The organism is Planctomycetota bacterium, assembly GCA_035574235.1.
GTDB lineage: Bacteria > Planctomycetota > MHYJ01 > MHYJ01 > JACPRB01 > DATLZA01.
Window position 1 is genome coordinate 1 of record DATLZA010000043.1, and the last position, 19563, is coordinate 19563.

14 protein-coding genes and 1 tRNA gene are annotated in these 19563 nt (G+C 69.6%); 5 read left to right on the top strand and 10 right to left on the bottom strand.

Annotated elements, in window-relative coordinates; all coding sequences use genetic code 11:
- Both VNO22_03370 and VNO22_03375 read left to right on the top strand, forming a co-directional pair.
- Positions 1-931, top strand: a 931-nt coding sequence (locus tag VNO22_03370; GenBank protein ID HXG60392.1) for a hypothetical protein, incomplete at its 5' end; no start/stop codon positions are given.
- A gap of 7 nt (positions 932-938) precedes the next feature.
- Positions 939-2627: a DUF885 domain-containing protein gene (locus VNO22_03375; protein HXG60393.1), complete on the top strand. Its 1689-nt coding sequence runs from the start codon at positions 939-941 to the stop codon at positions 2625-2627.
- A 3-nt stretch (positions 2628-2630) separates the two neighbouring features.
- Here the strand turns inward: VNO22_03375 and VNO22_03380 are convergent, their stop codons facing one another.
- From VNO22_03380 to VNO22_03390, 3 genes are read right to left on the bottom strand one after another with little or no spacing between them, the layout of a single operon-like run.
- A complete protein-coding gene (locus VNO22_03380) occupies positions 2631-3785 on the bottom strand; it encodes an enolase C-terminal domain-like protein (GenBank protein ID HXG60394.1) in 1155 nt (384 codons plus the stop codon).
- Positions 3786-3839: 54 nt separating this feature from the next.
- Positions 3840-5084 carry a DEAD/DEAH box helicase gene (locus tag VNO22_03385; protein HXG60395.1) on the bottom strand — a complete coding sequence of 415 codons (1245 nt, stop codon included), beginning with the start codon at positions 5082-5084 and terminating at the stop codon, positions 3840-3842.
- A 48-nt stretch (positions 5085-5132) separates the two neighbouring features.
- Complete coding sequence (locus tag VNO22_03390; GenBank protein ID HXG60396.1) at positions 5133-7181, bottom strand: DUF4139 domain-containing protein; 2049 nt, start codon at positions 7179-7181, stop codon at positions 5133-5135.
- A 138-nt stretch (positions 7182-7319) separates the two neighbouring features.
- On the opposite strand from VNO22_03390, the gene VNO22_03395 reads away from it, so the two are divergent.
- Positions 7320-7396, top strand: a tRNA-Asp gene (locus tag VNO22_03395).
- A gap of 38 nt (positions 7397-7434) precedes the next feature.
- On the opposite strand, the gene VNO22_03400 is transcribed toward VNO22_03395, so the two are convergent.
- From VNO22_03400 to VNO22_03415, 4 genes are read right to left on the bottom strand one after another with little or no spacing between them, the layout of a single operon-like run.
- Positions 7435-7884 carry a cupin domain-containing protein gene (locus VNO22_03400; GenBank protein HXG60397.1) on the bottom strand — a complete coding sequence of 150 codons (450 nt, stop codon included), beginning with the start codon at positions 7882-7884 and terminating at the stop codon, positions 7435-7437.
- Positions 7881-8762 (bottom strand): phosphoenolpyruvate hydrolase family protein, encoded by an 882-nt coding sequence (locus tag VNO22_03405; protein HXG60398.1) that lies wholly within the window; start codon positions 8760-8762, stop codon positions 7881-7883. The genes VNO22_03400 and VNO22_03405 overlap by 4 nt, the downstream gene beginning before the upstream one ends.
- A gap of 19 nt (positions 8763-8781) precedes the next feature.
- Positions 8782-9990 carry a Tm-1-like ATP-binding domain-containing protein gene (locus VNO22_03410; GenBank protein HXG60399.1) on the bottom strand — a complete coding sequence of 403 codons (1209 nt, stop codon included), beginning with the start codon at positions 9988-9990 and terminating at the stop codon, positions 8782-8784.
- Entirely contained in the window at positions 9987-14885 is a 4899-nt protein-coding gene (locus VNO22_03415; protein ID HXG60400.1) for a PVC-type heme-binding CxxCH protein, read from the bottom strand. Before VNO22_03415 ends, VNO22_03410 begins: the two co-directional genes overlap by 4 nt.
- A 175-nt stretch (positions 14886-15060) precedes the next feature.
- Here VNO22_03415 and VNO22_03420 point away from each other — a divergent pair, with 175 nt between their 5' ends.
- Positions 15061-16824, top strand: a complete 1764-nt coding sequence (locus VNO22_03420; protein ID HXG60401.1) for a phosphoenolpyruvate hydrolase family protein — start codon at positions 15061-15063, stop codon at positions 16822-16824.
- Positions 16825-16893: 69 nt separating this feature from the next.
- On the opposite strand, the gene VNO22_03425 is transcribed toward VNO22_03420, so the two are convergent.
- Together VNO22_03425 and VNO22_03430 are read right to left on the bottom strand one after the other, a co-directional pair.
- Positions 16894-17439: a hypothetical protein gene (locus VNO22_03425; GenBank protein HXG60402.1), complete on the bottom strand. Its 546-nt coding sequence runs from the start codon at positions 17437-17439 to the stop codon at positions 16894-16896.
- A gap of 10 nt (positions 17440-17449) precedes the next feature.
- Positions 17450-17902: a hypothetical protein gene (locus VNO22_03430; protein ID HXG60403.1), complete on the bottom strand. Its 453-nt coding sequence runs from the start codon at positions 17900-17902 to the stop codon at positions 17450-17452.
- A gap of 215 nt (positions 17903-18117) precedes the next feature.
- On the opposite strand from VNO22_03430, the gene VNO22_03435 reads away from it, so the two are divergent.
- A complete protein-coding gene (locus VNO22_03435; GenBank protein HXG60404.1) occupies positions 18118-19092 on the top strand; it encodes an NADPH:quinone reductase in 975 nt (324 codons plus the stop codon).
- Between the two features lie 16 nt (positions 19093-19108).
- Here the strand turns inward: VNO22_03435 and VNO22_03440 are convergent, their stop codons facing one another.
- On the bottom strand, positions 19109-19498 hold the full coding sequence (locus VNO22_03440; GenBank protein ID HXG60405.1) for a response regulator: 390 nt from the start codon (positions 19496-19498) through the stop codon (positions 19109-19111).
- Positions 19499-19563: the final 65 nt, after the last annotated feature.

The window sequence follows — 19563 nt, forward strand, 5'->3', positions numbered from 1 at the left end:
ACGCGCCCGCGCCCGCCGATGCGCTTCCTGCCACGAGATTCCCGGAATGGAACGCCCGCCGGAGCGGGCGGGCCTCTGGAACATCCCCGCCGAAGGCTGGACGCGCGGATGCCTGGCCCCCCGCCCCGAAGGAAACGCGCCCGATTTCGGGCTGACCGACGAGGATCGCTGGGCGGCGGCCGCCTTCGCGACGACGACCGATCGCTCCGCCCTGTCCCGCGAAGAGCCCGTCGAACTCGCGGAGCGTCAGGTCCGGGCCCTGCGCTGCGTCGCGTGTCACCGCCGCGATGGACAGACCGAGCTCTGGGCTTCGCTTCAGGGCGAGGTCAAGGACCTCCTCCCGGCGAAAAAACCCGCCGATCCCGATTTCGAGGAAGCGCCGGCGGAGGAGCTTCCCGTTCCGTCCCTCACCTGGGCGGGGGAAAAGCTCAAGCCGGAATGGACGGGGCGCTTCCTGGCGGGCAGGATCCCGGAGCGGCCCAGACCCTTCCTGGCGCCGCTTCGGATGCCCGCGTTCCGCGCGGCCGAGGCGCTGGCCCGGGGCCTGGCGGCGTCCCACGGATTCCCGCCCTCCTCGGCGCCGGAGCCCGCGCCCGATCCCGAGCTCGCCGCCGCCGGGCGAAAGCTCGCCGGACCCAACGGCGGCTTCGACTGCCTGGCCTGCCACGGGATCGGGAACCGCGCCGCGACGAAAGTGTTCGAAGCCCCCGGTCCCAACCTGAAGCTGGCGCGCGACCGGCTCACGAAGGAGTACTTCGTCCGCTGGATGCGCGCGCCGCTCCGGCTGGAGCCGGGGACGAAGATGCCGCAGTTTTTCCCGGACGGCCGCAGCCCGCTCGTCGAAGTCCTCGACGGCGACGCGGCCCGACAGATCGAGGCGCTCTGGCAGTACCTGCTCGAGGGGGAAAATCTCCAGCCGCCCGAGGAGTGACGCCCGCGTGCGCCGCCTCCTCCTTCCGGCCCTCCTCCTCGCCGCCGGCTGCCGCGCGCCCGGAAAGGACGCCATGGACGCCGCCGCCGAACTCCGAGCTCTGGGAGACGAGTACTGGGAGTGGGTGCTGCGCGAGAACCCGACCTACGCCACGTACCTGGGAGACTTCCGCTACAACGACCGCCTGGCGGACCTCTCGGAATCCGCCCGCACCCGGCGCCGCGCCGAGGCGCAGGCGTTCCTCGAACGCGCGCGCCGCCTCGAGGCCGGGCCTCTCGGGGAATCCGACCGGGTCACCGCCGAGATTCTGCGCCTTCAGCTCGAATTCTTCCTCGAGGAGGACCGCCACAAGTTCTGGCAATGGGACGTCGATCAGATGAACGGCCCGCAGGCGGATTTCCCCCAACTGCTGAACTACCATCCCTCCTCGGACGAAGCCGGCCTGCGCGCCCGTTTCCGGGCCTTTCCCGTCTACATCGGGCAGTACCTCGAGAACCTGCGGGCGGGCCTGCGCGAGGGCCGCGTGGCCGTGGCGCCGGCCGTGGACCGGGTGATCGGCCAGCTCCGGGAGCTCCTGGCGCGGCCGCCCGAGACCTCCCCCTTCGCGGTCCGGCCGTCGCTCGTCCCCGACATCCGGGACGCCGTCTATCCCGCCTACCGGTCGATGCTGGAGTTCCTGGAACGCGAGTACCGGCCGCGCGCGCGGACGCGGGAGATGGGGCTCTCCGCCCTGCCGGGCGGAGCGGAAGCCTACCGCTTCCGCATCCGCATGCACACAACGACCGACGCGACCGCGGAGGAGCTCCACCGCGTGGGGCTCGAGGAGCTGCGCGGGATCCAGGAGGAGATGCGCCGGATCGCCGGAGGAGCGCTGCCCCCGTTCCTCGAGCGACTCAAGGCCGACCCCCGGTCGTTTTTCGCCTCGCGGGAAGAGATCGTGGAGGCGGCGCGGCGGGACCTCGAACGGGCGCGCGCGGCGCTCCCGCGCTTCTTCCGCCGCCTGCCCCGCACCGACTGCGAGGTCAAGCCCATCGAGGATTATCGCGAGAAGGACGCCGTGGCGGCTTTCTATTATCCGCCCGACGAGAAGCTCACCCGCAAAGGGGTCTTCTACGTCAATACCCACGCGCCGGCCTCGCGCCCCCGATACAACATGACCGCGCTGACGGTCCACGAGGCGGTGCCGGGGCATCATCTCCAGATCGCGCTCGCCATGGAAATCGAGGGCCTGCCCCGCTTCCGCCGGCACGCGGGCTTCACGGCTTTCATCGAGGGATGGGGCCTCTACGCGGAGCGCCTGGGAGACGAGATGGGGCTGTACGCCGACGACCTGGCGCGCTTCGGCATGCTCACCTACCAGGCCTGGAGAGCGTGCCGGCTGGTCGTGGACACGGGGCTGCACGCCCTGGGCTGGACGCGCGAGCAGGCGGTGCGGTTTTTCATGGAGAACGTGGCGCTCACGGAGCCCGAGGTCCTCAACGAAGTGGACCGGTACATCATCTGGCCGGGACAGGCGCTGGCCTACATGGTGGGCAAACGGGAGATCGCCGCGCTGCGGAGCCGGGCGGAACGCGCGCTCGGCCCGGCCTTCGACGTGCGCGAGTTCCACGATCTCGTGCTTCGGGAAGGCGCCGTTCCGCTGACGACGCTGCGGCGCCGCGTCGAGGAGTGGATCGCTTCGGCGCGACGGGGCTGAGCGTTACCGGACCTCGGACTCGATCTCCAGAAGCCGGTTGTACTTGGCCAGCCGTTCCGAACGGGCGAGCGATCCGATCTTGATCTGCCCCGCCTGCGTCCCCACGGCGAGATCCGCCATCGTCGTGTCTTCGGTTTCGCCCGAGCGGGCGGAGACGACGGTGCGATAGCCCGCCTGATGGGCCAGCGCGATCACCTCGAGGGCGCCGCTGATCGTGCCCACCTGGTTCATCTTGACGAGGACGGCGTTGGCGCACCCTTCGCGGATGCCGCGGCGAAGGCGCTCCGGCTGGGTCGCGAAAAGGTCGTCCCCCACGAGCTGGATGCGGCCGAGCCGCCGGGTGAGGCGTTTCCAGCCTTCCCAGTCCTCCTCGGGAAGGCCGTCCTCGAGCGAAAGGATCGGATAGCGTTCCACCCAGCGCTCGAGGGTTTCGATCCCGATGCCCTCGGCGTGGCTGGCGGCCACGTCGAGCGCCAGCCCCACGGCGGCGCCGGGACGAAGATCCGCTTTCTCGATCGCCTCGACGGCGAAGTCGAGCGCCTCCTCGACGGACCGAAAGCGCGGGGCGAAGCCGCCTTCGTCGGCGACCCAGTGAGGGTTGTAGTCGAAGCGGGGCCCCACGAGGGCCCGCGCGGCCTGGTAGACGCGCCAGACGATTTCGATCGCTTCGGCGAAGGAGCCGGCCTGGAGCGGGACGACGAGGATGTCCTGGATGGGCATGGCGCCGCCGCCGTGAAGCCCGCCCGAGAGCAGGTTCACCATCGGCCGGGGAAGGGCCCGGCCCTTTCCGAAATAGGCGTAGAGAGGCACTCCGCGCGCGGCCGCCGCGGCGTGGGCGAAGGCCCCCGACAGGCCGAGCGACACGTTCCCCGGCAGGCGGGCCTCGACGAGGAACCGGTCGAAATCCGCCTGATCGGCGAACTCCCGTTTCCGCAGGCGCGAACCCGCCTCGAGCGTCCGGGCCACGGCCTGACGCACGCCGCGGCCGCCGAAGCGCGTGCCTCCGTCCCGCAGTTCCGGGGCCTCGGCCTTGCCCGTCGAGGCGCCGGCGGGAACGAAGAAGGACCCGCGGGCGCCGTCCACCTCGAGGGTGACCTTGAGGGTGGGATGACCGCGCGAATCGAAGACTTCCAGAGCCCGGACCGAATCCACCTTCATATCGGTATAGGCTATAAACCGGACGCGCCGCGGCGCAAGGGGAATGGGACCCGTTCAGAGCCTTCGGCGGCGGAGCGGCCGGCGGGTGCTGTGCATCCCGTGGGCCGGCGGCGGCGCGGGGGGCGGCGGCGCCGCCGGAAGCGGAGCCATCGGGCCGTAGTCGAAATCCGGAAGCGTCACGCGCGGGAGCGTCCGCCCGAGCGCCTTCTCGATGTCGCGCATGGCGGGCTCCTCCTCGGGCGCCACGAGCGTGAACGCGTCGCCCACGGCCTGGGCTCGGCCGGTCCGCCCCACGCGGTGCACGTAGTCCTCGGGCGTCGCCGGGACGTCATAGTTGATGACGTGCGAGATCGCTTCGATGTCCAACCCGCGGGCGGCGATATCGGTGGCGACGAGCACCTGGACCTCTCCCTCGCGGAAGGAGGCCAGGGCGCTTTCGCGCTGCCCCTGGGAGCGGTTCCCGTGCATGCGGGCGACTTCGAACCCGCGGACCTGGAGCGCGTCGGCGAGCCGCTCGGCGCGGTGCTTCGTGCGGGTGAAAACGAGCACCATGTTCATGCCCGGCTCCCGGAGGAGGCGGGTCAGGAGCGCCGTCTTGTGGCTCTGGGCCACGGGATAGACGGCGTGGGTGATCCCGGCGGCGGGAGCGGGCCGTCGTCCCACGACATCGACCGAGACGGGGTCGCGCAGCACTTCGTGGACGAGACCCAGGATTTCCGGGGGCATCGTGGCGCTGAAGAGGAGGGTCTGGCGGTTCCGCGGGAGTTTGGCCACGATCCGCCGCAGATCCGGCAGAAAGCCCATGTCGAGCATTCGATCCGCCTCATCCAGAACCAGCACCTGAAGGCGGTCGAACCGCGCATGTCCGCGGCCCATGTGGTCGAGGAGCCGCCCCGGCGTGGCCACGATGACGTCCGCGCCGCCGCGAAGGGCCTGCGTCTGCGGCCCGAAGGCGACGCCCCCGTAGACCGTGGCCGCGCGAAGGGAGACGTGCCGGGCAAGATCCCGAAAATGGGTTTCGACCTGCGCGGCCAGCTCGCGCGTGGGCTCCAGGACGAGAACACGCGTCCCGCCGCGCGGTCCCTCGAGCAGCCGGTGCAGAACGGGCAGGAGGAACGCGGCCGTCTTGCCCGTGCCCGTCTGGGCGCAGCCGACGAGGTCCCGGCCCTGAAGGATGGGCGGAATCGCCTTGGCCTGAATGGGCGTGGGGTGCTCGAACCCCAGTTCCTTCACCGCCCGCAGGAGCGAGGGGTGCAGGCCCAACGTCTCGAACGCGACGGTCGCTTCCGGTTCCGACATGCGCGGCAGGAGCCTAGCAGATCGGGGCCGCGCTGTCGAGCGTTCGGATTATTCCTCCCGGAAGTCCTGAATCTTCCGGGAAAGATCCCGCTCCCGCTCGGCCCGCTGGGCGGCGGCCTCCTTGAGGCGCACGCGGATCTGCTCCAGGCGCAGATCGGACTCCTGGAGGCGGCGGAGGTATTTCTGCCGCATCTCGAGCTCCGCGGGGGTGTCGCGCAGGACGCTCAGGTTCTGGCGCACGCGGGCGTCGTTCTCCGAGAGCCTCTGGCGCTCCTGGGCGAGCTCGTTTTCCTCCGCGCGCAGCCGGCTGATCTCTCCGTGGATCTGAACGAGCTCCGCCAGCAGCCGGCGCGCGCTCTCCGAGAGGTACCGCTGCGAAAGATGGAAGCGCAGAACGTCCGCCGGGGTTCCGAGGAGCGCGACCTGCTGGGCCACCGGCATCGTCTCCCGGACCTTGAATTCGAGGGTCTGGCCGGCCTTGATCTCCACGCGGAACCGGCGGTGTCCGTCGGTTTCCTCCTCCGCGCGGGCGGGCTCCGCGAGCGAGAACCCCGCCGCGATCGGATGGTCCAGAAGAACGGTTGCGTCCCGGTCCAGGCGGTTGCGGACCGTATAGATCGACTCCCGGTTCCGTGAAGCGTAAAGCGTCAGTACCCCTTGAGCGATCTTCGCGTGGGTGACCGGATCGTCGCGGTGAAGCGTGCGCGGCTCCACCTCCAGACCGGCTTCCACCGCGTAGGGCACGACGGCCCGCATGCCCTTCTTCAGGACCTTCCGGAGAATGCCCTCGCCCACGCACGTCGGTCCTTCGAAAAAGGTCACGGGTCCGGCCTCCAGGGTCAGGCCGGTGGCGTTCTTCAGGACGTACGCGTTCATCGGCCGCGAATGAAGGCTCGCCCGATAGTAGAGCGCGCGCTCGCCCCCCTCGAGGCGTTCCGACAGAATCGGAACGAGCGCCGCCTGTCCGCGCCGGACGCTCACCTTTTCGCGCGCCCGGTAGGCGAAAAGATCCCCGACCTCCTGTCCCACGGCGGCGGGAACGAACGACGCCTCGAGAAGCTCGCGCAACGGCGCAGGGGCCGCCGGTTCGGCGGGCGGGGCGCCCGCCGCCTTGGGGGCCGCCCGGCCGCGAAGGGCGTCCGGCCGCGCCTCCCTGCGCCCCTCCAACTGCAGAGCCCCCACAACGCCCCCTCCTTTGTCTTCCTCGCCGGCGGTCGGGGCCGCCGTCACCCCGAGCGGGACTTCCGGCCGCGCCGGATAATACGCCGTGTAGAGGTCCATGATGAAACTCATCGGGCTTCCCGCGACGAAGGAGACGTCCACGTCCTCCCAATCCTCGTCGGTCGTGTTCTCGAGAATCGCCCAGCCCTGAAGCAGGGGCGCCCGCCCCTCGTCGAAAAGCAGCCGGTAGGACGTCTTCCAGATGGGCGTTTCCAGGATGTAGCCCACCCGGACCGTGCGGCGCCCCTCGCCGGCGGCATGAAGCACGATCCCCTTCCGGTCGGCCTGTTTGGACTTCAGATGAATTTCAAGGAGCCGCTTGAGGTCGCGCTGAAGCCCCTCGTCGAGAATCTTGAGCTCCGAGACTTCGAGAAGCTCCAGAGGCTGGATTTTTCCGTCGTCGCGCAGGAGCACGAGCTTGTAGGAGGTGACGGTCCCCTCCTTGCCCGCCTTCGCCACCGGCTCGATCCCGAGGACGCTGCCGGCGACGGTCTGACCCGCCGAGACCGCCTCCACCCGCGCCCCCTGGAGCTGGGAGAGGAAGTGCGTCAGCGCATGGCCGTCCGGCACGCGCAGCAGAATCTCCTCGAGCTGCTTGGAGAGCGGGTCCTTCGTGTCGTAGGAGATGCTCGAGATCCGGCCGCCGTTGAGATCGACCGCGTAGAGGGACTTGAGGAGGTCCTTCATCTGCGCGGCTTTGAAGGTGAGCGACACGGTCTGGTTCCCGGTGACCTCTCCTTCACGCTCGAAGTAACCCACGCCGTGCTTGTAGACGACGACCTTTCGGACGCGCAGCGGGGAGACGGGGCGATCCTGCGCTCCGGCGGCCAGAGGTCCGGCGGCGACGAGCGCGGCGACGGCGGCGGCGATCCTCATGACGGCATCCTCCTTCCCGGCGATCCCGGATAGTCTACCCCCTTCGACGCGGATCGGACGCCGCCGGTTCCGAAATTGCGCGCGGAGCTTGACTGCCGCGCGGCCGCCGATACACTAGTGCCTGCCCGACCGCGATGCGGGGGTGTAGCTCAATTGGTTAGAGCACTGGATTGTCGATCCAGTGGTTGCGGGTTCGAGTCCCGTCACCCTCGCCAGCCCTCCCGGCCGGGATCGCGGCGAAGGCCCGCGATTCCTACGCCTTTCCCGCGCGGCGGAGCGGCTTGTACTCGAACGGCTCCCGAAGCTCGCACCAGGGATGGTCCCGGAAGCAGTCCACCAGCATCGGCCCGGGCGCCTCGGCCGGCGAAAGGATCGCCAGGAACGTGCACTTCCGGCGCGTCGTGTTGTAAATCCCGTGCACGACGCCCTTGGGGATGAAGGCGCTCTCCCCCGCCTTGAGCATCCGGTGGTCCCGATCCACCCACTGTTCCGCGCGGCCGTCCAGAACGATCAGGACCTCCTCGCGCGCCGGATGATAGTGAAACTGATGCCCCGTCCCCGGAGGCATTTCGACCCGCACCACCAGAAGCTGCTTCGTGTCCGTCAGCCCCGGCCGCGAAAGCCAGACATGACGCCCCCACGGCATCCATTCGATCCGGCAATTCGCGCTCGTGACGAACCGGAAGAGCTTCCTCGCGCTCACCGGGCCACCGCCTTTCCCGACGTGCGCGCAGCCGCCGCCCCGGCGCGGTCCGGAAGCCGGATCGCCTTGAACCGGCGGATCTGCTCCGCAATCGCCCGCTCCGCCGGAAGCCGCTCCGTCGAGCTCGCCCCGTAGAAGCCGTCGCATCCCCGCACCCGCTCGAGGATGTACTGCGCATCCGGCGGCTCGGCGATCGGGCCGCCGTGGCAGATCACGATCACGTCCTCGCGGACCGATTTGGCGGCGTCCGCGATCTCCTGAATGCGCTTCACGCACTCGTCCAGACTCTTGGACGTTTTGGCGCCGATCGTGCCGCCCGTCGTCACCCCCATGTGGGCCACCACGAGATCCGCGCCGGCTTCCGCCATCCACCGCGCCTCCTCCGGATTGAAGACGTACGGCGTCGTCAGGAGATCCATCTGCCGGGCCAGGCGGATGACTTCGACCTCGAGCTTGTAGCTCATCCCCGTCTCCTCGAACGCCTGGCGCATGGCCCCGTCGAAGAGCCCCACCGTGGGGAAGTTCTGGATGCCGGCGAACCCCAGCTCCTTGAGCTCCCGAAGGAAGAGGCGCGGAATCATGAACGGATCCGTTCCGTTGACCCCGGCCAAAACCGGCGTCCGCTTCACGACCGGCAGGACCTCGTAGGCCATCTCCTTGACGATTTCGTTGGCGTTGCCGTACGCCAGAAGCCCCGCCGACGAACCCCGCCCCGCCATCCGGTAGCGGCCGGAGTTGTAAACGATGAGCAGGTCGATCCCGCCCTCCTCCTCGCTCTTGGCGGACAGCCCCGTTCCCGCCCCGCCTCCGATGATGGGCTCCCCCCGCGCGATCTTCTCCCGGAACCGCCGAAGGATCGCCTCCCGAGAATTGTCCACGCTCACGATCGCTCCTTTCTCAACGTTTCTCCGACCGTCGGGTCATCAGCTCCAAAAGTTTCTCCGCCGCCGCGTCGGCGAACTCCGGGTCGTTGATGTGCCGGTCGAGCTCCACGATCTCCACCCCGCGGGCGTGCGCCCGGATCGCCTCGAACAGCGCCCGGCGCGCCTCCGGATCGTGGAACGGCTGTCCCTCGCGGTCGTACGCCGAAACTCCGCGCCGGGGAAGAAGAATCGCGGCCGGACCTTTGGCGCGGGCCACCTTGGCCCCGAGATCCGCCCCGATCCGCGCGTTCTCCTCCGGCGTCGTCCGCATCAGGGTCACCTGCGGGTTGTGGCGGTAGAAGGTGCGCCCCTGGAACTTCGCCGGCACGGTCTCGGGGGCGTAAAAATTCACCATGTCCTGCGCCCCCACGGAGACCACCTGCGGAATCCCCATCTCCCCCGCCGCGGTCAGGCGCTGCGGTCCGGCCGTCAGGAATCCCCCGCAGAGCTCGTCGGCCAGCTCCGTCGTCGTGATGTCGAGCACCCCGGCGATCAGCCCCTCGCGGATCAGCGACTCCATCGCCTGGCCGCCGTTGCCCGTGGCGGCAAAGACGAGAACCTCGTAACCGGCCGCCTCCAGCCGCTGCTTGGCCCGCATGACGCAGGGGGTCGTCACCCCGAACATCGTCGCCGCCACGAGCGGCCGGTCCTCGGGACTCTCGTCGGCGCGGGCGGCCCGGACCATCCCGGCCATGGCGCGCGCGGCCTGAGACAGGATCTTCCGGCTGATCCGGTTGATCCCCAGAATGTCGACGACGGAGTTCATCATCAGGATGTCCTTGTCGCCGACGTACTGGCGCACCTGGCCCGACGCGAGCGCGCTCACCATGAGCTTGGGCACCCCCAAGGGCAGCGCCCGCATGGCGCTCGTGCCGATGTTCGTTCCGGCCGAGCCGCCCAGGGCCATCACCCCGGCCAGCTCCCCGCGCTCCCACGCCTCGCGCGCCAGCCGCGCCGCCCCTTCCGCCGCCGCCGTCACGGCCTTCCCGCGGTCCCCGAGCGCCCGGAAACGCTCCGCGTCGAAAACCCGCGCCCGCTCCACGTCCGGAGCCGCCGCCGGAGGACCCAGAATTCCGCAGTCGACGAGCGTCACCGGAACTCCCAGCTCCCGCAGGCGGTCCCGCACGAAGGCCGCCTCCGGCCCCTTCGTGTCGAGCGTGGCGAAAAGATAAACGGACTTCATCGCCCCTCCCTCAGCCAGGAGACGGCGTTCCGGAGGATCGTCCGGTACGCCTCGTGCTCGTGCGCCCCGCCGTCGTGGCCGAGCGTCACACAGACGATCCTTCCGCGCGGACGTTCCACCGTCCAGACCACGGGATACTCGCGCCCGCTCTCCGGAGACTTGCCCCGCGCCAGGACCCGGATCGGCGGTCCCGCGGGATCCCGCTCGAACCGGTACAGCTCGTCCCGGATCCGGAACGTCCGGGGCACGCCCGCCATGAGGGGATGACCCTCCTCGACCACCGCGACTTCGAACTCCTGAAGCCGGTCATGGCCGCGCGACCCGCCCCCCACCAGATCCCGGTTGTATTCCGGCCAGTCCTTCCAGTTGTACCACGTCGCCGCATGAACGAGCAGAAGCCCTCCCCCCGAGTCCGCGAACTCGAAGATCGCCTTCCGCGCCGCGGGATCCGGAATCGGCTGGTTGTTCGCCAGCGCCAGGACGGCCAGGCCTGGAAGCGCGGGCGCGATCCGCGCCGGGTCGGCCGTGTACTCCGCCCCCAGAAGCCGGGCGTCCGCGTCCCGGAACCAGCGGTCGAAGTCGTGACTCGACCCGCCGCCCACCAGAAGCGTCCCGCGCGCGGCCCCCTCCCGGCGCGGCGCCGGATCCTTCGACTCCCCCACTTCCGCGGTCATCGCCAGGAACGTGGGGGCGATGTGGTTGTCGAAGCTCTCGAGCACCAGGAGCTGCACGGGAGCGTTCGGCCGCCGGGGCTCCAGCGTGAACCAGCGCACCTGCCCCCGGGCCCCGGGTTCCACGAGCCCCTCGGCGTACCGCGAACCCGGCACGTCGATCCTGCGGATCCAGTCGGCGAATTCGACTCCATCGTAAAGCACCCGCTCCTCGCGGGTGCCGTCGGCGTAGTGGAAGATCACGCGCGCGGCGGGCTGCCCCCGGCGCGGCTCCGCGGCCGCCCAGGCGCCGATCCCGCCCAGGACGTGCAGCTTCCGGAACGCGAATCCCAGCGGCACCTCGACCCGCCGGGGCATGTGCGTCTTGGCCGCCCAGTCGGCGACCGCGCCCCCCTTCAGAACGATGGCGTTGTTCCCGTTGAGGCTCCGGGCGGGATCCACGAGCTGAAAGGGAATGCCTTCCACCGTGACGATCCCGAACTTCCGAAGACGCAGGTTATGGGGCTCCCGCCGGGGATCATACAGCCCCTTGACCGTCGAGGCGGTGAAGGCCGGCTGGAGATCCACGAGCCGGAACCCGCCCGCCTCGGAGGTGAGGTACGTCAGGATGTCGCGCAACGCCGCGGGCCCCAGGCTTTCGAGCCCTTCCGGCATCAGAGAGAGCCCCGTCGAAGCCATCGCCTCGATGTCCGCCCGCCGGATCTCGCGCTCGCCCTCGCTGTTCTTGAGAACGACGCTGTCGCGTCCCTCCCGCACCACGATGCCGTTGAAAACCTCGCCCGAACGGGTCCGGACGTTGAACGAGACGTAATTCCCCTCCACGGTCCGGTTCGGATCCACGATGTGAACGAGCAGCTCCTCCCGCCCGTGGACGCCCATGCCGGTGAGATCCGGCGCGACGCTGCGGCCCTCGCCCTTGTAGGCGTGGCACTTGAGGCAATTCTCGGCGAAGAGGGCCTTTCCGCGCGCCGCATCGCCGGGTTTGACGACCTCCGGCAGGAGGGCCGCGATGATCTGATCCTTGGCCTTGGCCTGCCCGCCGGCCACCGCGTCGATCACGCGCGCGGCCCTCTGCGCGGTCGCCTTGTCCGGGTGCGTGCGGATGCGGAAAAGCGCGGTCGGCCCGAGGTCGTTGGGCCGGATCCGCCCCTGCTCGAGGGCGTCCAGGAGGCGGCCCGTCCATTCCGGCCGCTTGAGAAGCTGGGCCAGGATCTGTTCGCGCGCCGAAGCCGCCAGGCGCGTCCAGGCCCCGAGAAGGGCATCCGCCGCCGCGACGTCCGGCATGCTCCCCAAAGCCTCAATCGCCGCCCGCTGAAGGTCCGTGGACGAGGACGGGTCGAGGAGCTTTCCCGCGGCTTCCAGCGCCGCGCTCCGGGCCGCTGGAATCGAGGCCAAAAGCGCCAGCTGCCGGGCGCGCGCGTCGTCGGGGCGCGACGGATCGATCGCCGCCTGGGCCATCGCGCGCACGGCGGGCTCCAGCGCGCGCGCCAGAGCCTCGTCCGATCCCACCCGGGCCGCCAGCGACACCGCCGCGGCCGTGACCTCCGGATCTCCGGCCGCCAGAAGCGCCTCGAGCGCCCGTCGGACCTCGGGGGAAGCGGGAAGCGCCGTCTCCGGGCGCAACGTCCGCGCCAGACGCCCGAGAACCGCCGCCTGGACGGCGCGTTCCTCCGCCGGACGCGCGCCCAAGAACGCCACGATCTCGGCCGCCGCGGCGCCGTCCTGACGCGCCCCGACAAGACCGGCCACCTCCTCGGCCGCCCCCGTCGCGCCCGCCTCGAGCGCCGCCTCCAGGCCCGCCCGCGGCCGGACGGCCAGGACCCCGAGCGCCGCCGAACGCGACACGTCGTCCCCCAGCGAAGCGTACAGGGCGGCCACGGCGCGGACCCCGTCCGCCGGAAGGGGGACCCCGGACGAGAGCGCCGCCAGCGCCTCCAGTCGCACCCGAGGGTCGGCGTCCTTGAGCAGCTCCACGAGCGCTCCCGGCGCGCTCCCGCGGAGCGCCGCGACGCGCGCCGCATTCTTGCGGACGCCCGCCTCCGGATCGCGCAACGCGGCCGCCAGATCCTGGTCCGAAAGCCGGTCCAGCCGCGCCAGCGTCCAGAGGCACGCCACGCGGGCCGCGGGATTCGCCGAGCTCCGCAGGAGCGCCGCGACGTCCTCGGCTCCCCGGCCTTCCTCGCAGAGCAGCCGCTGGGCCGTCAGACGCGCCCAGCGGTTCGGGTGTTCCAGCGCCCGAACGCGGCCGGAGACGGAGGAAAAATCGACGGGCGGAAGGCTCCGGGCCTGCCGGTGCTGAACGCGCCAGATCCGCCCGTGAAGGCGGTCCCGGTCCGGACGGATCGCGGCATTGTACGGGCCATGCCGCGGCCCGCGGGTGTCGTTGTGAACGACCGCCTGATTGTAGAAATCCACGACGTAGAGCGCCCCGTCCGGCCCGACCTGAGTGTCGATGGGACGGAACCAGAGATCGGTTCCCGCCATGAATTCCTCGTCGCGGACCTTGACCGCCTTGTAGGTAACCCCGTCCGGAAGGAGCCGGTCCTGGTGAACGAGATTCACCGTGCACTCGGTGACGAAGTGGATGGAACGGTACTCGTCGGGCCAGGCTCCGCCGTCATAGACGGTGCTTCCGGCCGCCGCGGTGAAGCCCCCCACGCAGTCGATCTGCTGGTACGGGTGGAGCCGCTCCTTGAGGAGCGGGTTCGAATCCCGGTGGTCGGCGATGAACTTCCAGCTCGACGCCTGGCCCACCCGCGCGCGCGCGAGGACCGCGTCCGGAAGGACCACGTGGCGCAGGTGCGACTCGTTGGCCATGGTGAAGAAGATTTCGTGATCCCAGGTGAGGTCCACGCCCCACGTGTTGGCGCTGTAGGAGGAGACCATCTCGATCGCGCTTCCGTCGGGCCGGAAGCGGAAAAGTCCGTTGCCGATGTGCCCGAAGTCCCGCCCCTGGGCGTTGCGGACATGACGGGAGCCGCCGCCGCTGTAGCCCTGCGTGGCGTAAATCCAGCCGTCCAGGCCCCAGCGCAGGTTGCTCGTCGTCGCGTGCGTGTCCCCGAAACCGAAGCCGGTAAAGACGGTCTCCCGCCGATCCGCCGCTCCGTCGCCGTCCGTGTCGCGGAGAAAGAGGATGTCCGGCGCCTGGGTCACGATCACGCCGTCGCGGTAAAAGACGAAGCTCGTGGGCAGGTCGAGTCCGTCGTAAAAGACCGTGCGGTGGTCCCACCGTCCATCCCCGTCGCGGTCTTCGAAGTAGACGAGGCTGTCGCGGGGGCGCGCCCTCCAGACGTCGGCCTTGAGCGGATACTGGGGCGTCTGAAGGACCCAGAGCCTTCCCTTCGGATCCCATCCGATCGAGATGGGCTTGACGATGTCCGGCTCCGCCAGAACGAGGGAAAGCTCGAAGGATTCCTCGACCCGGAGCTTTTCCGCAGCCCGGCCGGGCGCGACGGGGCCTCCCTCCGGATAGCGCAGGGCCGAAAGCTCTTCGGGCCGCACAAGAAGATCCACGGGACGCCGCCCCGCCCACGCGATGCCGCGCAGAAGAAGCGCCCGGACGTGAGGCAGCGAGAAGGTCGCGTGACGGTGGCCCTGGAGACTTACGAAGGCCCGGTAGCCGTCGCGTTCGTACACCCACATCTGGGGCGTGATTTCGTGGGCCGTGCGGAACGCGACGGCGAGAATCTTGGCCTCGGGAACGACGTGAAGGTCCCAGTAAATCTCGTCGTCCAGGAAGAAGTTGGCCGCGCCCCGGGTGATTTCGTGCGGGTAGTCCTGAAGGTAGAGACCGACCTTCCCGTGGTGATACTTCGAACGGCCGTGCTCCCACGCGCCGCCGACGACGGTCTTGAACCAGTGCGGATCGTTCCCGCAGACCGCGTCATGGAGGACGACGATCCCTCCGCCCCGCTTGAGAAAACCGTCCAGAACGGTCCGCTCTTCGGGGCTCATCGTGCCCCCCTCGGGAGCATAAAGAACAAGGACGTCCGTCTTCTCCAGCTCCGCCGCCGTGGGAAACCGCAGCGCCCCTTCCGCTTCCGCGCCGCGCTCCTTGAGAAGCGTCTTCCACTCCTCCAGGAAGCGGGGATGGTCATGCTCGCCGGGACCGTGCGTCTTGGCCCCAGCCCGAATAAAAACCCGCAGCGGCCGATCTTGATCCTGAGGATAAGCCGCCGCCGCCTGGGCCCCAAGGAAACCGAGAACGATCCACGCGATTCTCATTCGTAACTCCCCCTTCCGGTATCACCCCCCTCCCTAAGCACGCCGCATGCCATCCCGCCGAAGAATCTTAACACAATTTATTGAGACCAAGAGATTTGGAGCGTATCAATTACATACGTTCGGAAAGGATCTGTTACCGGTTACAGACGACCGTCACCGGGTATACAGTTTCGGAATGGGATTGGACGCACTTGACCGGCTCCTGGCGGAGCGTCAGCCCCTGGTGGGGGCGGCGGTAGGCTCCGGAATCAGCGCGGCGGCGGCGGAAGAAGGCGGGGCGGATCTTTTGATGGTCCTCTCGGTAGGTCACTTCCGCCTGCACGGAACGGGTTCCGCGGCGGCGTTTATGCCCTATGCGAACGCGAACGACCTCACCTGGGAGATCGCCACGCGGCACGTGCTGCCCCGGATCGAGCGGACGCCCGTCTTTCTGGGCGTCCTGGCGCAGGATCCTTCGCTCGACCCGGAAGAGTACCTCCGGCGCATCCGCCGGTACGGCGTCGCGGGAGTGACCAACTTCCCTTCCGTGGGCTTCTATGACGGGGCGTTCCGCGCGTCGCTCGAGGCGGCCGGGCTGGGATTCGGGCGCGAGGTGGAGCTTCTGCGGCGCGCGCGCGCGGCAGGACTTCGGACGATCGGCTTCTGCCTGAATCCCGCGGACGCGCGGGCGCTGGCGGCCGCAGGGGTCGACATCCTCTGTCTCAACCTCGGAATCGCCGATTGGCGCGCGCGGGAACCGGCGGAGCACCAGGCGGCCCTGGACGGGGCGGTCGCCGCGATCCGCGCGATGATCGCCGCGGCGCGCGAAGCGCACCCCCGCCCGTACGCCGTCGTCTTCGGCGGCCCGGTGGTGCTGCCGCAGGACACGGCGCAGGTCTATCAGCGGACCGAGGCGCTCGGATACATCGGAGGGAGCTCCGTCGAGCGCTTCCCCACTTCCGCCGCCATCACCCAGACGGTCCGGGAATTCCACCACGCCGCCCGCGGCGGCCGGCGCATGGACCGCCTGGGCGCGCTCATCGGCACCGGACCCGCGATGCGGCAGGTCTTCGAGACGATCCGGTCCGTCGCCGCCTCCGATGCGACCGTCCTCATCGTGGGCGAAAGCGGAACGGGCAAGGAGCTGGCCGCGCGCGAAATTCACCGCCTGAGCCACCTGCACGACCGCCCCCTGGTGAGCTGGAACTGCGGGGCGACGTCGGAAAGCCTGGCGATGTCCGAACTCTTCGGCCACGAAAAAGGCGCCTTCACGGGCGCCACGCGCGCCCACGTGGGCAAGTTCGAAATGGCCAACGGCGGAACGCTCTTCATGGACGAGGTGGCCGACCTGCCCCTCTCCGTCCAGGCCAGCCTCCTGCGCGTCCTGCAGGAACGCGAGATCGTGCGCGTGGGCGGCGAGAAAACGATCGCCGTCAACGTCCGCCTCATCGCCGCCACGAACAAGGATTTCCGGGAACTCATCCCCGCCGGACGCTTCCGGCTCGATCTCTACTACCGTCTGAGCACCGTGGTCCTCCGGATGCCGCCCCTTCGGGAGCGCCAGGAGGACATTCCTTTCCTCGTCTGGGAGTTCGCTCAGGAGTTCTGCCAGAAGTACGGCGCGCCCGCCCCCCGCATCCCCGACTCGGTCCTCTCCGCCCTCATGCGCCACACCTGGCCGGGCAACATCCGGGAGCTGCGCAACCTGGTGGAGCGCCTTTTTCTCCTGGGACGCGGCAAGGCTTTCTCCCGCGCCTGGTTCGAGGAGATGTTCGCCGCGGATCGCGCGGTGGGGGAATCCTTCCGGCCCTCCGCCCCGCCGCCGTCGGTCCTCTCGCTGGCGGAGAAACGCGAACGCCTCCCCGAGGTGCTGGCGCGGCATCGCGGCAACAAGACCGCCGCCGCCCGGGAGCTCGGAGTCACCCGGAAAACGATCCACAAGTGGCTCCGGCAGGAATGAATTCGCCCCGGATCTCGTTCGACCTTCCGGTACCGAAGCCTGCGACGTCCCCGGGGCGGCCCCAGGGGATCAGTGCGCCTCCTTGAGGAGCGCGAGGAATTCGTCCGTCCAGTCCCCGACCGTGGCGGCCGGGCCGACGAGCTTGAAGTACCAGTAGCCTTCCGGATGCTCCAGGACCGCCGCCAGCATCCGAGCGTCCTCGAGCGGCTCGTCGCGGCCGTCTCCCACGTAGGTTCCCGACAGATCGACCCAGGTCGCGCGAAGCCGTCCCTCGAGCACCCGGGGCCGCGCCTGGCTCCCGCGGACCTGCGCGGCCCAGCGGTCGATGTTCTCCTGAAGGCGCGAGCCGGAAGGGCCGAAGTGGAAAACCACGAACTCCGCGTCCGGGTGCTCCTTCTGCTTGTCCGGGACGCGGAACTGGAACTTGCGCAGCCGGTTGGCGGGCTCCTCGCGCACCCAGCCTTCGGGAGCGCGGAACGAAAGCTCCGCTCCGCGCGGACGCTCCGCCGGCGGCTCGGGCGGAGCATCCTCCGCGTAGGGGTCCCGCAGCTCGGGCTCCGGCCGGGCGCATCCCGCCGCCAACAGCGCTCCGAGGAGCCACCCCGCTCTTCTCATCTCCGCCTCCCTACCGGTGCGCGCCCTTGAGCAGGGCGACGAATTCGTCCCGCCAGTCCCCCACCGTGTCCGCCGGACCCACAAGCTTGAAATACCAGGGGCCGTCGGACGCCTCGACGACCGCGGCCAGCATCCGCGCCTTCTCGATCGGCTCGGGGGCGAAGTCGCTCCTGTACGTTCCCGACAGATCGAGCAACGTCACGCGGCACCGGCCCTCGAACGTTTCCGGCTTCGGGTCGGACGATCCCATCTGCCGGGCCCACCGGTCGAGGTTCGCCTGCAGGAGATTCCGGTCGGGGCCGAAGAAAAACACCGTAAGCTCCGCTTCGCCGGCCTTGCCCTCCTTGTCGGGGATCCGGTACTGCGCCTTGCGCATCGGGTTCGAAGGGGTCTCGCGGATCCAGCCTTGCGGCGCCTCGAAGCGGATCCCGTCCGCCGGGGGCGGCGGCGTCGGAGACGCCATCGGACCGCCTCCGCGTTCGGAAGGTCCCTGGGACGGCGGGGACGCTTCGCGAGAGCAGGCGGCTCCCAGCAAAGCCAAAACGACGGCGATCGTTCTCATCGGCGGTGCATTATGCCATCCTGACGGCGGCAAAGGGAAGAACGGCCGATGCCGGTCGGACGCCCCGCAAGCCAGGCCCTCGACAAGCCGACCGGCAGAAAGATATGATCCCCGCCATGAAAGCGATCGTGGTCCGCCGGTTCGGTCCCCCCGAGGTCATGCAGCTCGAGGACGTCCCCGACCCCAAGCCCGGACCGGGCGAAGTCGTCGTCCGTGTCCGAGCGGTGGGCGTGAACCCCGTGGACACGTACATCCGCAACGGGGGCTACGGAACGAGCGTCACGCTTCCCTACACGCCCGGCTCCGACGCGGCCGGAACGATCGAAGCGATCGGCGAAGGCGTCACGGCCTTCAAGCCCGGAGACCGCGTCTATACGAGCGGAACGACCGCCGGAGGCTACAACGGCGCGTACGCAGAGCGGGTCCGCTGCGCCGTTTCCCAGGTCCATCCGCTTCCCGACAACCTGACCTTCGCCCAGGGAGCCGCCGTGAACATCCCCTACGCGACCGCGTACCGCGCGCTCTTCCACCGCGCCCGCGGAGTGCCGGGCGAAACGGTGCTCGTGCACGGCGGATCGGGCGGCGTCGGGATCGCGGCGATCCAGATCGCGCGGGCCCACGGGTTCACGGTCCTGGCCACCGCCGGAACCGAGCGCGGGCGACAGCTCTGCCGCGAACAGGGAGCCCACCATGTGCTCGATCACCGGACGCCGGGATACCTGGACGCGATCCCCTCGCTCACCGAGGGGCGGGGCGTGGACGTGATTCTCGAGATGCTCTCGAACGTGAACCTGGGGCGGGATCTGACGATTCTGGCGCGCGGCGGGCGGGTCGTCGTCATCGGCTGCCGGGGTACGGTCGAGATCAATCCGCGGGAGACGATGATGCGGGACGCGGCGATCCTGGGAATGGCGCTCGCCAACGCGACCCCGTCCGAAAAGGCCAGCATTCACGCCGCGCTCGGAGCGGGGCTGGCCCAGGGAACGTTGCGACCGGTCGTCGGGCGGGAGTTTCCGCTCAAGGACGCCCCGCGCGCCCACGAGCTTGTCCTGGAATCGGGAGCCTACGGCAAGATCGTGCTGCTCCCCTGAGCGGGGGGGGGGCGATCTACGCCGTTGCCGGCTGGCCCGCCCAGCGGCTCACGACCTCCAGCAGCTGTCGGCGCCGGAACGGCTTTTCGAGGAACCCCACCGCGCCCGTTTCGCGCACCCGTTCGACGATCTCTTCCCGCGGCAGGGCCGACAGAAAGACGACCGGAATCGAAGCGAACTCGGGGATATCGCGGAGCAGGTCCGACGCCATCGTTCCGTCCAGATCGGGCATGAGAATATCCATGAGGATGAGGTCGGGTTTTTCGCGACGGGCCAGGCCGATCCCCTCCAGAGCGTTCCGCGCCGTGAGAACCCGGAATCCCTCCGCTTCCAGGAGCGTGCGGATCACCGTCTGAATCGTGCGGTCGTCGTCGCACACCAGAATCCGGGGGGCCTGCTTCATCATTTGTTTCCTATTCGGTTTCAATCTTGTCCAAGGAGAGCAAGAAGTATGCCACGGACACGCCGAGT